This is a genomic window from Nonomuraea sp. NPDC049646, from assembly GCF_044465525.1.
Lineage (GTDB): Bacteria > Actinomycetota > Actinomycetes > Streptosporangiales > Streptosporangiaceae > Nonomuraea.
Window position 1 is genome coordinate 235,145 of the sequence record NZ_JBITLU010000014.1, and the last position, 13,762, is coordinate 248,906.

The window sequence follows — 13,762 nt, forward strand, 5'->3', positions numbered from 1 at the left end:
TCAGTCCTCCAGAGCCGCGAGTCCGGGAAGGGTCTTGCCCTCAAGGTATTCCAGGCTGGCCCCGCCGCCGGTGGAGATGTGCGAGAAACCGTCCTCGGGCAGGCCCAGCCTGCGCACGGCCGCCGCGGAGTCGCCGCCGCCGACCACCGTGAAGGCGTCGGAGCCGATGAGCGCCTCGGCCACCGCCCTGGTGCCGCCGGAGAACGCGTCGAACTCGAACACGCCCATCGGCCCGTTCCAGAAGACGGTCTTGGCGTCGGCCAGCTTGCTCGCGAACAGCTCGCGCGTCTTGGGGCCGATGTCGAGCCCCTCGCGGTCGGCCGGGATCGCGGTGGCCTCGACCACCTCGTGCTCGGCGTCGGCCGCGAAGGTGACGGCCGCCACCACGTCGACCGGCAGCACGAGGTCGACGCCCCGCTTGCCGGCCTCGGCGAGGAAGCCGCGCACCTGGTCGAGCTGGTCCTCCTGGAGCAGCGAGCGGCCCACCTCGTGGCCCTGGGCCTTGAGGAAGGTGTAGGCCATGCCGCCGCCGATCAGCAGCCGGTCGACCTTGGTGAGGAGGTTGGCGATGACGCCCAGCTTGTCGGAGACCTTGGCCCCGCCCAGGACGACCACGTAGGGACGCTCGGTGTCCTCGGTCAGCCTGCGCAGCACCTCGACCTCGGCCACGACCAGCCCGCCGGCCGCGTGCGGCAGCAGCTTGGGCACGTCGTAGACGCTGGCGTGCTTGCGGTGCACCGCGCCGAACCCGTCGCCGACGTAGAGCTCGGCCAGGCCGGCCAGCTTCTCGGCGAACGCGCCGCGGACGGCGTCGTCCTTGGACTCCTCGCCCGGCTCGTAGCGCAGGTTCTCCAGCAGGGCGACCTGACCCTCCTGGAGGGCCTCGACCGTCTGCCGCGCGCTGTCGCCGACCACGTCGGTGGCGAAGGCGACGTCCTGGCCGAGCAGCTCGCCCAGGCGGGCGGCCACCGGCCGGAGCGAGTACTCGGGGTCGACCTTGCCCTTGGGCCTGCCCAGATGGGCGCAGACGACGACCTTGGCGCCGCGCCCGGCCAGCGCCTGGATCGTCGGCACCGACGCGCGGATGCGGCCGTCGTCGGTGATCTTGTCCCCGTCGAGCGGGACGTTGAGGTCGGCGCGCACGAGCACGCGCCGCCCCTTGACGTCGAGATCGTCGAGCGTGCGCATGCTCATGCTCCTGTTCCCGCAGCGGCCTCGACCACGCTCACAGGCCGCGGCCGACCAGCTCGATCAGGTCGGCGAGGCGGTTGGAGTAGCCCCACTCGTTGTCGTACCAGCCGACGACCTTGACCTGGTTGCCGATGACCTTGGTGAGGCCGGCGTCGAAGATGCAGGAGTGGGGGTCGGTGACGATGTCGGAGGAGACGATCTCGTCCTCGGTGTAGCTGAGGATGCCCTTGAGCGGGCCGTCGGCGGCGGCCTTGACCGCGGCGTTGACCTCCTCGGCGGTGACCTCGCGGCTGACGTCGACGGTGAGGTCGGTGGCCGAGCCGGTGGGGATCGGCACGCGCATGGCGAAGCCGTCGAGCTTGCCCTTGAGCTCGGGCAGCACCAGGCCGATGGCCTTGGCGGCGCCGGTGGAGGTGGGCACCACGTTGAGGGCGGCGGCGCGGGCGCGGCGCAGGTCCTTGTGCGGGCCGTCCTGCAGGTTCTGGTCCTGCGTGTAGGCGTGGATGGTGGTCATCAGACCCTTCTCGATGGTGAAGGTGTCGTGGATGACCTTGGCCATCGGGGCCAGGCAGTTGGTGGTGCAGGACGCGTTGGAGATGATCGTGTGGCTGGCCGGGTCGTAGACGTCCTCGTTGACGCCCATCACGATGGTGACGTCCTCGTTCTTGGCCGGCGCGGAGATGATGACCTTCTTGGCGCCGTTGTCGGCGTGCACCTTGGCCTTGGAGGCGTCGGTGAACAGGCCAGTGGACTCCACCACGACGTCGACGCCGAGGTCGCCCCAGGGCAGCTTGGCCGGGTCGCGCTCCGCGAACGCCTTGATCGCCTTGCCGTCGACGGTGATCTCGTCGCTGGAGGCCTTCACCTCGTACGGCAGACGGCCCAGGATGCTGTCGTACTTCAGCAGGTGGGCGAGCGTCGCGTTGTCGGTCAGGTCGTTGACCGCGACGATCTCGATGTCCTTGCCGCTGGCGGCGACCGCGCGCCAGAAGTTGCGACCGATGCGGCCGAAGCCGTTGACGCCTACGCGGATGCTCACGGAAACCGATCTCCTCGAACAGATGGCGGTTGAATCTCAACCACGAACACTATCGGACCCAAATTGGTTTAGACCACTGCAGGTACCGCCCTGCGTATCCCCGTTCAGGGGGCGCAATTTGCGAGCTTCGAGTAAAGTGCCCGACTCGTCGGAGTAAATTCGTGCATTCTCTGGGGGCTGAGATGTCACATAAGCGGTCCGGCCTGCTTCCTGGACTGATCGCGGGGCTGGTCGCCGCGCTGGTCTGCGCGGCGGCCCTGGGGCTCGCGGTGCTGTTCCAGGACCGGCTGCCGAAGGCCGTGGCCACGCTGGGCAACGGCCACGCCCTGTCGGTGACGCTGTCGCTCCTGATCGCGCTGCTGGTCGCCCTGGCCGTGGGCGCGGCCCGCCCGCGCAACCGGGCGCTGCCGGTGGTGGCCGCCCTGTACGCGGCGGCGGCCGTCGCCGGCGGCCAGATCTCGGGCGTGTCCATCACGATCGGCGCCGCGCGGCGCACCTCCGCGACCGGCACGCCCTTCTCCCCGCGGCTCGGCGACATCACGGCGGCCAACGCCGGCGACGGGCTTCCCCGCGCCCTGGCGGCCTACCGCGAGCCGCTCGCGCAGACGTGGCAGATGTGGCTGTACATCGCCGTCGCCGCCGTGGCGGCGCTCCTGCTGGTCACGCTGCGCGTCTTGCGCGTACGCCGCGCCGACCGGGCCGCCCTGGCCGCCCAGGAGGCGGCGGAGGAGGCCGGGCAGGAGTACCGGGCGCCCTTCGAGCCCGCGCAACCGCCCACCCAGTCGGCCGCACAGGCGTCCACGCAGTCGGCCGCACAGGTGCTCGCGCAGTCGCCCGGGCAGCAGGCCGCGCCCGCGGACCTGTTCACGCCGCGCAAGCCCGCCAGGGATTGACCCGGGCCCACTCGGTCGCCGTCGGGCGGCCCACGGCGCGCTTCGTCACGGCGAGCGGCCCATGAGCCCTCACGACCGGCCATGACGGGCCCGCGGGGACGTCGGCGCGTGCGGGCCACCGCGCGGAGCCGTACGGGATGGGGGTCTCCCGGAACGGCGCCGCGGCGCCCGCACGGCGGCCAGCCCGCTACGGCGCCAGCATGTCGACGGTGAGGTTGGCCTCGGTGTTGGGGATGCCCAGGTCGGAGGCGCGCTTGTCGGCCATCGCCAGCAGCCGCCTGATGCGCCCGGCGATGGCGTCCTTGGTCAGCGGCGGGTCGGCGATCTGGCCCAGCTCCTCCAGCGACGCCTGCTTGTGCTCCACCCGCAGCCGCCCGGCCACCACCAGGTGGTCCGGCGCCTCCTCGCCGAGGATCTCCAGCGCGCGCTGCACCCGCGCGCCCGCCGCGACGGCCGCCCGCGCCGAACGCCGCAGGTTGGCGTCGTCGAAGTTGGCCAGCCGGTTGGCGGTGGCCCGCACCTCACGGCGCATCCGGCGCTCCTCCCAGGCCAGCACGCTGTCGTGCGCGCCGAGCCGGGTGAGCAGCGCGCTGATCGCGTCGCCGTCGCGGACCACGACGCGGTCGACGCCGCGCACCTCCCGCGCCTTGGCGTGGATCTTCAGCCGCCGGGCCGAGCCGACCAGCGCGAGCGCGGCCTCCGGCCCCGGGCAGGTGACCTCCAGGGACATCGAACGCCCCGGCTCGGTCAGCGACCCGTGCGCCAGGAAGGCGCCCCGCCAGGCCGCCTCGGCGTCGCAGGCCGCGCCGGCCACGACCTGCCGGGGCAGGCCGCGCACCGGGCGCCCGTGGTTGTCGATCAGGCCCGTCTGCCGGGCCAGCGCCTCACCGTCGCGGTAGACGCGCACCACGTAGCGCGAGCCCTTGCGCAGCCCGGCCGGCGCGAGCACGAGCACCTCGGCCTTGTGGCCGAACACCTCGCCGATGTCCTTGATCAGCCGCCGCGCGGTGGCGTTGGTGTCGAGCTCGGCCTCGATCACGATGCGGCCGCCCACCAGGTGCAGGCCGCTGGCGAACCGCAGCAGCGTGGAAACCTCCGCCTTGCGGCAGCACGGTTTCAGCACCGGCAGGCGGCTCAGTTCGTCCTTCACCACACCTGTCATCGCCATAAGCGTTAGTCCTTCCCCCATTCAGACCGGCTCCCGCCAGTCTCTCGCACCTTCGCGCCACGCCGACCAGGATCAACGCTTCTGGAGGAAAATCTCGTCCAGGACGGAGGCAAGACGTCGTGGGTCATGCCGGGGCGAGCCGTCGGCCGCGGCCACGTCGGCCAGGACGAGCCGGGCGCCGAGCGCCGCCGCGGCCTTGTCCAGGGCGTCGAGGTCGTCGACCACGCCGGTGTCGGCCAGCACGACGTCGAAGGCCAGGTCGGGGGCGTGCTGGCGGAGCACCTCCAGGTGCTGCTGGGGGGAGAAGTCGTCGGTCTCGCCCGGCTGGGGGGCCAGGTTGAGGGTGACGAGCCGCTTGGCCCTGCTGTCGTGCAGCGCGCGGGCCAGCTCGGGGACCTTCAGGTGCGGCAGCACGCTGGTGAACCACGAGCCCGGCCCGAACACCAGCCAGTCGGCCTCGTGCACCGCGGCGACCGCCTCGGGACGCGCCGGCGGGTCTTCCGGCACCAGGGAGATGGCCTGGACCCGGCCCGGCGTGAGCGCGCAGGCGACCTGGCCGCGCACGGTCGAGGTGACGCCGTCGAGCTCGACCTCGGCCACGATGTCGAGCGGCACCGAGGCCATCGGCAGCACCCTGCCGTGCGCGCCGAGCAGCCGGCCCACCCAGTCGAGGCCGGCCACCGAGTCGCCGAGCAGCTCCCACAGCGCCACGATCAGCAGGTTGCCGACGGCGTGCCCGTGGAGCTCGCCCTCGCTGCGGAAGCGGTGCTGGACGACCTCGCTCCAGGTGATGCCCCACTCGTCGTCGCCGCACAGCGCGGCCAGCGCCATGCGCAGGTCGCCGGGCGGCAGCACGCCGAGCTCGCGGCGCAGCCGGCCGCTGGAGCCGCCGTCGTCGGCCACGGTCACCACCGCGGTCAGCCGGTCGGTCACGACCCGTAAGGCCGACAGCGAGGCGTAGAGCCCGTGGCCGCCGCCGAGGGCCACCACGCGGGGACCGTTCAGCGGATGGGGCAGCCCCGCCTCCATACGTTCATGGGTCACTCCCGCCCCACATCCCGGTGACTGACCTGGACCTCCATGCCGCGGTCGCGCAGGCGGGCGGCGACCTGCTCGGCCATGGCCACGCTGCGGTGCTTGCCGCCCGTGCAGCCCACGGCCAGGGTCGCGTAGCTCTTGCCCTCGCGGGCGTAGCCGGTGGCGACGACCTGCAGGACCTCCTCGTAGGCGTCGAGGAACTCCTTGGCGCCCGGCTGGCCCAGCACGTAGTCGCTGACCGGCGCGTCGAGGCCGTTCATCGGCCGCAGCTCGGGCACCCAGTGGGGGTTGGGCAGGAACCGGCAGTCGACGACGAGGTCGGCGTCGACCGGCAGGCCGTACTTGAACCCGAACGAGACGACGTTGAGCCGCAGCCCCGGACGGTCCTCGCCGCCGAAGTAGGCGACGATCTTGTTGCGCAGGTCGTGGACGTTGTGGGACGAGGTGTCGATCACCAGGTCGGCGTTGGCCCGCACCTCGCGCAGGATGCCGCGCTCGCGGGTGATGCCGTCGACCAGGCGGCCCTCGCCCTGCAGCGGGTGGGGGCGGCGGACGTTCTCGAACCTGCGCACCAGCTCCTCGTCGCTGGCCTCGAGGAAGACGACCCGGACGCGCACGCCGCGGCCCTCCAGCTCCTCGATGGCCGCGTTGAGGTCGGTGGTGAAGGCCAGGCTGCGCACGTCGACGACCGCGGCCACCTTGTCGGCGGCCAGCTTGACCTTGCCCGCCTCCTCCGCCATCGCGAACAGCAGCCCCGGCGGCAGGTTGTCGATGACGAACCAGCCCAGATCTTCCAGCGCCTTGGCGGCCGTGCTGCGCCCCGCCCCGGACATGCCGGTGACGATGACGAACGCCGGCTCGGTGCTCATGGCCTCACTCCGTTCGCCGACACCCTGCGCTCCCTCGCGGGTGTTCACGATGTATCTCCCTTCAGCGTCGACACGATGACCTCGGCGAGGGCCGGCCCGATGCCGGGAACCTCGCAGATCTCGGTCGCGCTGGCCTCGCGTAGCTTCTTGACGGAGCCGAAGTGCTTGAGCAACGCCTGCCTGCGCGCCGGCCCGAGGCCGGGCACGCCGTCGAGCGCGCTCTCCTTCACTGACTTGGACCTCTTGGAACGATGGTAGGTGATGGCGAACCTGTGTGCTTCGTCGCGGACGCGTTGCAGCAGGTAGAGACCCTCACTTGAACGAGGCATGATCACTGGCTGGTCGTCGCCCGGCAGCCACACCTCCTCCAGCCGCTTGGCCAGGCCGCACACCGCGACGTCGTCGATGCCCAGCTCGTCGAGCGCCCGCTGCGCGGCGGCCGCCTGGGGGCCCGCGCCGTCGACGACGACCAGGTTGGGCGGGTAGGCGAACTTGCGCGGCTTGCCGGTCTCCGGGTCGATGGGACCGTGGCCGTCGTCGTCCTCGGCGGCCAGTTCGCCGGTGGCCGAACGTTCCTCCAGGTAGCGCCGGAACCGCCGCATGATCACCTCGTGGATCGAGGCGACGTCGCCCTCCTTGGTCTTGATCGCGAAGCGCCGGTACTCGCTCTTGCGCGCCAGACCGTCCTCGAAGACCACCATGGACGCCACGACGTTCTCGCCCTGCAGATGGGAGACGTCGTAGCACTCGACACGCAGCGGGACCTGGTCGAGGTCGAGCGCGTCGGCGATCTCCTGCAGCGCCTTGCTGCGCGTGGTCAGGTCGCCGGCGCGGCGGATCTTGTGCTGGGCCAGGGACTCCTTGGCGTTGCGCTCGACGGTCTCCATCAGCGCCTTCTTGTCGCCACGCTGCGGGACGCGCACCTCGACCCGGGCCCTGCGCTGCTCGGTCAGCAGCTCGGCGACCGCCTCGGCGTCGGGCGGCAGGGCGGGCACGAGCACCTCGCGCGGCATCGACTCGGGGCCGGCCTCGCCGTACATCTGCAGCAGGAACTGCTCCACCAGCTCGCCGGGCGAGGTCTCCTCGACCTTGTCGACCACCCAGCCCCGCTGACCGCGGATGCGGCCCCCGCGCACGTAGAACACCTGGACGGCGGCCTCCAGCGGGTCCTCGGCCAGCGCGATCACGTCGGCGTCGGTGGCCTCGCCGAGCACCACGGCCTGCTTCTCCAGCGCGCGCTGCAGCGCCTGGATGTCGTCGCGCAGCCGGGCCGCCCGCTCGTACTCCTGCTCGGCGGCGGCCTCGCGCATGTCCTTCTCAAGGCGCTTGATGAAGCGGGTGGTGTTGCCCGCCATGAAGTCGCAGAAGTCTTCGGCCAGCTCGCGGTGCTCCTGCGGGGTCACCCGGCCCACGCACGGCGCCGAGCACTTGTCGATGTAGCCCAGCAGGCACGGACGGCCGATCTGCCCGGCCCGCTTGAACACCCCGGCGCTGCACGTGCGCACCGGGAAGACGCGCAGCAGCAGGTCGACGGTCTCGCGGATGGCCCAGGCGTGCGAGTAGGGGCCGAAGTAGCGGGTGCCCTTGCGCTTGGCGCCCCGCAGGACCTGGACGCGCGGGAAGTCCTCCCCCATCGTCACCGCGAGGTAGGGGTAGGACTTGTCGTCGCGGTACTTGACGTTGAAGCGCGGGTCGAACTCCTTGATCCAGGAGTATTCGAGCTGCAACGCCTCGACCTCGGTGCCGACGACGGTCCAGTCGACGTCGGCGGCCGTGGTGAGCATCGACTGGGTGCGCGGGTGCAGCGCGGAGAAGTCGGCGAAGTAGGAGTTGAGCCGCTGCCGCAGGCTCTTGGCCTTGCCGACGTAGATCACCCGGCCGTGCGCGTCCCTGAACCGGTAGACCCCCGGGGACTCGGGGATCGAACCTGGTCTGGGCCGGAAACTCAAGGGGCTGCCCGCTGCTCTCGCCACGGTCAAAGACTAGTAGGCGCCACCGACAAGGTGACCCGCCGAGCCATCGGGCGGCACGACGGGACCGACCACGTTCCGGGCCGGGCCATGGGCCAGGCCGGGGTCACTCCACGGGTCAGGCCAGGGTGATCTGGTCGCCCTCCACCTTGATCTGCTGGGCGGCCAGCGGCTTGTCGGCCGGCCCGTCGGTGACCGAGCCGTCGGCGATGTCGAACTTGCTGCCGTGGCACGGGCACACGATCGCGCCGTCCGCGACGCTGCCCACGGGGCAGCCCTTGTGCGTGCAGATCGCGCTGAACGCCTTGAACTCGCCCGCCGTCGGCTGCGTCACCACGATCTTCTGGTCCTTGAAGATCGTGCCGCCGCCGACGGGGATGTCGGCGGTCTTGGCCAGCGCGCCGCCGGCCTGCGGGGCGTTCGACTGCGGGGCGCCGGACTGCGATGCGCCCGGCTGGGCGGCGCTCGACTGGCCGCCCGCGTCGGGGGCGGTGGCCGCCGGGGTCTCTGCGTTTCCGCCGCAGGCGCTGATCGCCAGGGCCAGCCCGCCCGCGCCCACGCCCGCTATCACTGCCCGACGGCTTCGAAGGTCATCTCCCATGCGTCCCACCCAACCGGAGGCAGGTGAGAAATTCATGAGACGGGGATTAGGCGAGTCTGATCTTGTCGCCGTCCACGGTGATCTTCTTCTCGGCGAGCGGCGCGCCGGCGGGGCCGTCGGCCACCGAGCCGTCCTCGATCTTGAACTTGCTGCCGTGGCAGGGGCAGTTGATGGTGCCGTTCGAGACGCTGGCGACCGTGCATCCCGCATGGGTGCAGATCGCCGTGAACGCCTTGAACTCCCCCTCGGTCGGCTGCGTCACCACGACCTTCTGGTCCTTGAAGACCGCGCCGCCGCCCACCTGGATGTCGCCGGTGTCGGCCAGCGCCTTGGCCTTCTTCTTCGCCTTCTTCTTGGGCTCCGACGACGGCTCCCCGGCGGCCGTGTCGTCGGTGGCCGGCGCCTCGTTCGCCGCCGTCGTCGGCGAACCGTAGCTCGCGCACGCCGTCAGAACCGCCGCGAGCCCGGCGCCTCCGGCGCCGAGCATGACCGTCCGGCGCGTCGTTTCTGTCATGGTGCGTCCTCCCAGGTCTCGGTCTCACATGCAGGTACGGCCGGCGCCCCCGCACCGGTTCAGCCTGCACGCCCCCAATCCCGAAAACCACGCACAATTACCCAGAACAAACACACGCTCAAATCACGACGATGCCGTCGCCCTCCACCTTGACGTGGTAGACCGTCAGCGGCGCGGTCGCGGGCCCCTTGGTGGCCTGGCCGCTGTCGGCGGCGAACTCGCTGCCGTGGCACGCACACGTGATGACGTTGTCCTTCGGCGTGCCCACCATGCATCCCTTGTGCGTGCAGACCGCGCTGAACGCCTTGTAGACGCCCTTCGTGGGCTGCGTGACCACGATCCGCCACTCCTGCACGATCGTGCCGCCGCCGACGGGCACGTCCGCCGTCTTGGCCAGCACCTTGCCCTTGATCCCCGACGCCGGTTGCGCCTTGGCGTCCCCAGCCCCGCACCCGGCCAGCGCCAGCCCGCACGCGGCCACCCCGGCCACGCCGAGCATCTCGCGCCGCCCGAGGCCGCCGCCGGTTTCGGGCATGGCTTCGCCCTGATTCGTCACCGTCATGAATTAGCCGACCCTTCGCGTCTGCGCCGACCCCCAGCAGGTCAAGCCGTTACCCGTGCTTCAACTTTATTGGCCCCACCCCCCGGTCCGCCCATCGGGTGACCGATACGGTCACCGTCGCGGCAACGAGCGGTCGGCGCACGGTCCGCGCACGGTCCGCGCACGGTCAGCGGACGGTATGCCCGCGGTCAGCGCCGGGCGCGAGCGTGTCGCTCATGACACTCACCGAGACTCCCATCCCCACGACGTCCGGGCCGCGCTGGTGGCGGCGTCCGTGGGTCGCTCCGCTCGCGGTGCTGGCGATCGCGTTCGTCGCCTTCTCGCTGCCGCCGTACCTGTCGCTGGACCCGAGCCGGTCGCGGGTGCCCGCGCCCGACTTCTTCCCGCCGCACTTCGCGGTGCTCTCCCTGCACGTGATCTTCGGCTCGATCGCGATGATCTCGTGCTGCCTGCAGGTCTGGCCGTGGTTCCGCGCCCGCCATCCGCGGGCGCACCGCGTGATCGGCCGGGTGTACGTCTTCGGCGGCTGCCTGCCCGGCGGCCTGCTGGGCCTGGTGGTCAGCCTGGCCACGCCCTTCGGCCCGGTGACCAGGGCCAGCGGGGTGGTGCTGGCGCTGCTCTGGCTGGGCTGCACGCTGGCCGGCTGGCGGATGGCCAGGCAGCGCAGGTTCGTCGATCACCGCAGGTGGATGATCCGCAGCTTCGCCCTGACGATGTCGATCATCACCAACCGCCTGTGGGGCGCGGTGTTCGTCATCACGCTGTCACCGCAGCTCGACACCACCTTCCACGGCGACCAGGCGCTGCTGGCCGCCACGGTCGGCGCGCTGAGCGCCTGGCTGGGCTGGGTGCTGCCGCTGCTGTTTGCCGAGTGGTGGCTGGAGCGCGGCGACGCCGCCAAGCGCCGCCGCCGCGCCCGAGCCACCCGCCTGACTCCCGCCGACCCCCGAGCCACCACCTGACCCGGGTGCGGCCCAGCCGCACCTGAACCACCACCCGACCCACAGTGAGACGCGGCCGCGCCCGAGCCGGTGCCCTGCCTCAGAGCGAAAGGATCTTGCGCAGGAAGCGCCCGGTGTGGCTCTCGTTGACCAGCGCCACCTCTTCGGGCGTGCCCGCGGCCACGAGCGTGCCGCCGCGGGACCCGCCTTCGGGGCCCATGTCGATGATCCAGTCGGCGGTCTTGATGACGTCGAGGTTGTGCTCGATGACGATCACCGTGTTCCCGCCGTCGACCAGCCGCCCGAGGACGCCGAGCAAGCGGCGGATGTCCTCGAAGTGCAGGCCGGTGGTGGGCTCGTCGAGCACGTAGATCGTCCGGCCGGTCTGGCGGCGCTGCAGCTCGGAGGCGAGCTTGACGCGCTGCGCCTCGCCGCCGGACAGCGTGGTCGCCGGCTGCCCGAGCCGCACGTAGCCCAGGCCGACGTCGTTGAGCGTCTGCAGGTGCCGCTTGATCGCCGGGATCGCGTCGAAGAAGGCCAGCGCCTCCTCGATCGGCATGTCGAGCACCTCGGCGATCGTCTTGCCCTTGTAGTGGACCTCCAGCGTCTCCCGGTTGTACCGGGCGCCGTGGCAGACCTCACAGGGGACGTAGACGTCCGGCAGGAAGTTCATCTCGATCTTGATCGTGCCATCGCCCGCGCACGCCTCGCAGCGCCCGCCCTTGACGTTGAAGCTGAACCGCCCGGGCTGGTAGCCGCGCACCTTGGCCTCGGCCGTCTGGGCGAACAGCTTGCGCACGTGGTCGAAGACCCCGGTGTACGTGGCCGGGTTGGAGCGCGGCGTACGGCCGATCGGCGACTGGTCGACGTGCACGACCTTGTCCACCTGGTCCATGCCGTTGATGCGGGAGTGCCGCCCCGGCACCGTGCGGGCGCCGTTGAGCTCCTTGGCCAGCGCGTTGTAAAGGATGTCGTTGACCAGCGTCGACTTGCCCGAACCCGACACGCCGGTCACCGCCGTGAACACGCCCAGCGGGAACTCGATGTCGACGCCCTTGAGGTTGTGCTCGCGCGCGCCCTTGACCGTGATCTGCCGCTTCTTGTCGCGCTTGCGGCGCTTGGCCGGGATCGGGATGCTCCGGCGCCCCGACAGGTACTGGCCGGTCATGGACTCCTCGCTGGCGAGGAGCTCCTGGACGGTGCCGGACACCACGACCTGGCCGCCGTGCTCGCCGGCGCCGGGGCCGATGTCGACCACCCAGTCGGCGGCGGCGATGGTGTCCTCGTCGTGCTCGACGACGATCAGCGTGTTGCCCATGTCGCGCAGCCTGATCAGCGTGTCGAGCAGGCGCATGTTGTCACGCTGGTGCAGGCCGATGGACGGCTCGTCCAGCACGTAGAGGACGCCGACCAGCCCGGAGCCGATCTGCGTGGCCAGCCGGATGCGCTGGGCCTCGCCACCGGCGAGGGTGGCGGCGGCGCGGTCCATGGTGAGGTAGTCGAGGCCGACGTCGAGCAGGAAGCCCATGCGGGCGTTGATCTCCTTGACCACCCGCTCGGCGATGTGCATGTCACGGTCGGACAGCTTCAGCTCGGCCAGGAACTTGGCGCACTCGCCGATCGACATGGCCGCGACCTCGGCGATCGACCTGTCGTCGACCGTGACGGCGAGGGTGACCGGCTTGAGCCGGGCGCCCTTGCAGGCCGGGCACGGGATCTCGCGCATGTAGCCCTCGAAGCGCTCGCGCGTGGCGTCGCTCTCGGCCTCGGCGTGCCGGCGCTGCACCCAGGGGATGACGCCGTCGAAGGTGGTGTAGTAGGAGCGCTGGCGGCCGTAGCGGTTGCTGTAGCGGACGTGCACCTGCTCGTCGTGGCCGTACAGCAGCGACTTCTGGGCCTTCTTGGGCAGCCGCTCCCACGGCGTGTCGAGGGTGAACCCGACCGTGTGGCCGAGCGCCTCGATCAGCCTGACGAAGTATTCGCTGGTGTGGCCGCCCGACCACGGGTGCAGCGCGCCGTCGCCGAGCGTGCGCTCGGGGTCGGGCACCACCAGGTCGGGGTCGACCTCCATCTTGGTGCCGAGGCCGGTGCACTCGGGGCAGGCGCCGAAGGGCGAGTTGAAGGAGAACGAGCGCGGCTCCAGCTCCTCGAACGACAGGTCGTCGTAGGGGCAGTAGAGGTGCTCGGAGTAGAAGCGCTCCCGGCCCGGGTCGTCTTCCGGCAGGTCGACGAACTCCAGCGTGATCGTGCCGCCGGACAGCTGCAGCGCGGTCTCGACGGAGTCGGTGAGCCGGCGGCGCGAGGACTCCTTGACCGACAGGCGGTCGACGATGACCTCGATGTCGTGCTTCTCGTACTTCTTCAGCGTCGGCGGCTCCTCCAGCCGCACGACCGTGCCGTCGACCCTGGCCCGCGCGAAGCCCTTGGTCTGCAGCTCGCGGAACAGCTCGGCGTATTCGCCCTTGCGGCCGCGGATGACGGGGGCGAGCACCTGGAAACGGGTGCCCTCCTCCAGGTCCATCACGCGGTCGACGATCTGCTGCGGCATCTGGCGGGCGATCGGACGGCCGCAGGCCGGGCAGTGGGGCTTGCCGATGCGCGCCCACAGCAGGCGCAGGTAGTCGTAGACCTCGGTGATGGTGCCGACGGTCGAGCGGGGGTTCTTGCTGGTGGCCTTCTGATCGATGGACACCGCGGGCGACAGGCCCTCGATGAAGTCGACGTCGGGCTTGTCCATCTGGCCGAGGAACTGGCGGGCGTAGGCCGACAAGGACTCGACGTAGCGCCGCTGGCCCTCAGCGAAGATCGTGTCAAAGGCCAGGCTCGACTTGCCGGAGCCGGAGAGGCCGGTGAAGACGATCAGCGAGTCTCGCGGCAGGTCAAGCGAGACGTCCTTGAGGTTGTGTTCTCGTGCACCACGCACGATCAGGCGGTCTGCCACGGCGATCCCGGAGGTCGAAAGGCGGATAGGTCCAC

Annotated in this window: 12 protein-coding genes; 2 read left to right on the forward strand and 10 right to left on the reverse strand. The window is 71.1% G+C overall.

The genetic code is table 11. From position 1 onward, the window contains the following. Both ACIBQ8_RS36190 and gap read right to left on the reverse strand, forming a co-directional pair. A complete protein-coding gene (locus ACIBQ8_RS36190; RefSeq protein ID WP_397194309.1) occupies positions 1–1,188 on the reverse strand; it encodes a phosphoglycerate kinase in 1,188 nt (395 codons plus the stop codon). A 37-nt stretch (positions 1,189–1,225) separates the two neighbouring features. Beyond that, entirely contained in the window at positions 1,226–2,230 is a 1,005-nt protein-coding gene (gene gap, locus ACIBQ8_RS36195; RefSeq protein WP_397177188.1) for a type I glyceraldehyde-3-phosphate dehydrogenase, read from the reverse strand. Positions 2,231–2,412: 182 nt separating this feature from the next. Between gap and ACIBQ8_RS36200 the strand changes: the two genes are divergently transcribed. After that, complete coding sequence (locus ACIBQ8_RS36200) at positions 2,413–3,123, forward strand: hypothetical protein (RefSeq protein WP_397177186.1); 711 nt, start codon at positions 2,413–2,415, stop codon at positions 3,121–3,123. A 187-nt stretch (positions 3,124–3,310) separates the two neighbouring features. Here the strand turns inward: ACIBQ8_RS36200 and whiA are convergent, their stop codons facing one another. The 7 genes from whiA to ACIBQ8_RS36235 form a co-directional block, all read right to left on the reverse strand. After that, positions 3,311–4,291 carry a DNA-binding protein WhiA gene (gene whiA / locus ACIBQ8_RS36205; protein WP_138714326.1) on the reverse strand — a complete coding sequence of 327 codons (981 nt, stop codon included), beginning with the start codon at positions 4,289–4,291 and terminating at the stop codon, positions 3,311–3,313. 72 nt (positions 4,292–4,363) lie between these two features. Beyond that, on the reverse strand, positions 4,364–5,320 hold the full coding sequence (gene yvcK / locus ACIBQ8_RS36210) for a uridine diphosphate-N-acetylglucosamine-binding protein YvcK (protein ID WP_387680348.1): 957 nt from the start codon (positions 5,318–5,320) through the stop codon (positions 4,364–4,366). An 11-nt stretch (positions 5,321–5,331) separates the two neighbouring features. Next, on the reverse strand, positions 5,332–6,198 hold the full coding sequence (gene rapZ, locus ACIBQ8_RS36215; protein ID WP_357705735.1) for an RNase adapter RapZ: 867 nt from the start codon (positions 6,196–6,198) through the stop codon (positions 5,332–5,334). 44 nt (positions 6,199–6,242) lie between these two features. Next, a complete protein-coding gene (gene uvrC, locus ACIBQ8_RS36220) occupies positions 6,243–8,147 on the reverse strand; it encodes an excinuclease ABC subunit UvrC (protein ID WP_397177560.1) in 1,905 nt (634 codons plus the stop codon). 139 nt (positions 8,148–8,286) lie between these two features. After that, positions 8,287–8,739 (reverse strand): Rieske (2Fe-2S) protein, encoded by a 453-nt coding sequence (locus tag ACIBQ8_RS36225; RefSeq protein WP_397177184.1) that lies wholly within the window; start codon positions 8,737–8,739, stop codon positions 8,287–8,289. A gap of 76 nt (positions 8,740–8,815) precedes the next feature. Further along, positions 8,816–9,283, reverse strand: a complete 468-nt coding sequence (locus ACIBQ8_RS36230; RefSeq protein WP_397177183.1) for a Rieske (2Fe-2S) protein — start codon at positions 9,281–9,283, stop codon at positions 8,816–8,818. A 118-nt stretch (positions 9,284–9,401) separates the two neighbouring features. Beyond that, the gene (locus tag ACIBQ8_RS36235) at positions 9,402–9,845 is read right to left on the reverse strand and encodes a Rieske (2Fe-2S) protein (protein ID WP_397194310.1); all 444 of its coding nucleotides are present in this window, start codon (positions 9,843–9,845) and stop codon (positions 9,402–9,404) included. Between the two features lie 215 nt (positions 9,846–10,060). On the opposite strand from ACIBQ8_RS36235, the gene ACIBQ8_RS36240 reads away from it, so the two are divergent. Beyond that, positions 10,061–10,807: a DUF2306 domain-containing protein gene (locus tag ACIBQ8_RS36240; protein ID WP_397194311.1), complete on the forward strand. Its 747-nt coding sequence runs from the start codon at positions 10,061–10,063 to the stop codon at positions 10,805–10,807. A 79-nt stretch (positions 10,808–10,886) separates the two neighbouring features. Here the strand turns inward: ACIBQ8_RS36240 and uvrA are convergent, their stop codons facing one another. Continuing rightward, positions 10,887–13,727, reverse strand: coding sequence for an excinuclease ABC subunit UvrA (gene uvrA, locus ACIBQ8_RS36245; RefSeq protein WP_352323036.1), 2,841 nt, complete (start codon positions 13,725–13,727; stop codon positions 10,887–10,889). Positions 13,728–13,762 lie beyond the last annotated feature (35 nt).

Bases quoted from the DNA above. Each gene is read 5' to 3' on its own strand.
- ACIBQ8_RS36190 (WP_397194309.1), bottom strand. From the start codon at position 1,188: ATGCGCACGCTCGACGATCTCGACGTCAAGGGGCGGCGCGTGCTCGTG.
- ACIBQ8_RS36200 (WP_397177186.1), top strand. From the start codon at position 2,413: ATGTCACATAAGCGGTCCGGCCTGCTTCCTGGACTGATCGCGGGGCTG.
- whiA (WP_138714326.1), bottom strand. From the start codon at position 4,291: ATGGCGATGACAGGTGTGGTGAAGGACGAACTGAGCCGCCTGCCGGTG.
- yvcK (WP_387680348.1), bottom strand. From the start codon at position 5,320: ATGGAGGCGGGGCTGCCCCATCCGCTGAACGGTCCCCGCGTGGTGGCC.
- rapZ (WP_357705735.1), bottom strand. From the start codon at position 6,198: ATGAGCACCGAGCCGGCGTTCGTCATCGTCACCGGCATGTCCGGGGCG.
- ACIBQ8_RS36230 (WP_397177183.1), bottom strand. From the start codon at position 9,283: ATGACAGAAACGACGCGCCGGACGGTCATGCTCGGCGCCGGAGGCGCC.
- ACIBQ8_RS36235 (WP_397194310.1), bottom strand. From the start codon at position 9,845: ATGACGGTGACGAATCAGGGCGAAGCCATGCCCGAAACCGGCGGCGGC.
- ACIBQ8_RS36240 (WP_397194311.1), top strand. From the start codon at position 10,061: ATGACACTCACCGAGACTCCCATCCCCACGACGTCCGGGCCGCGCTGG.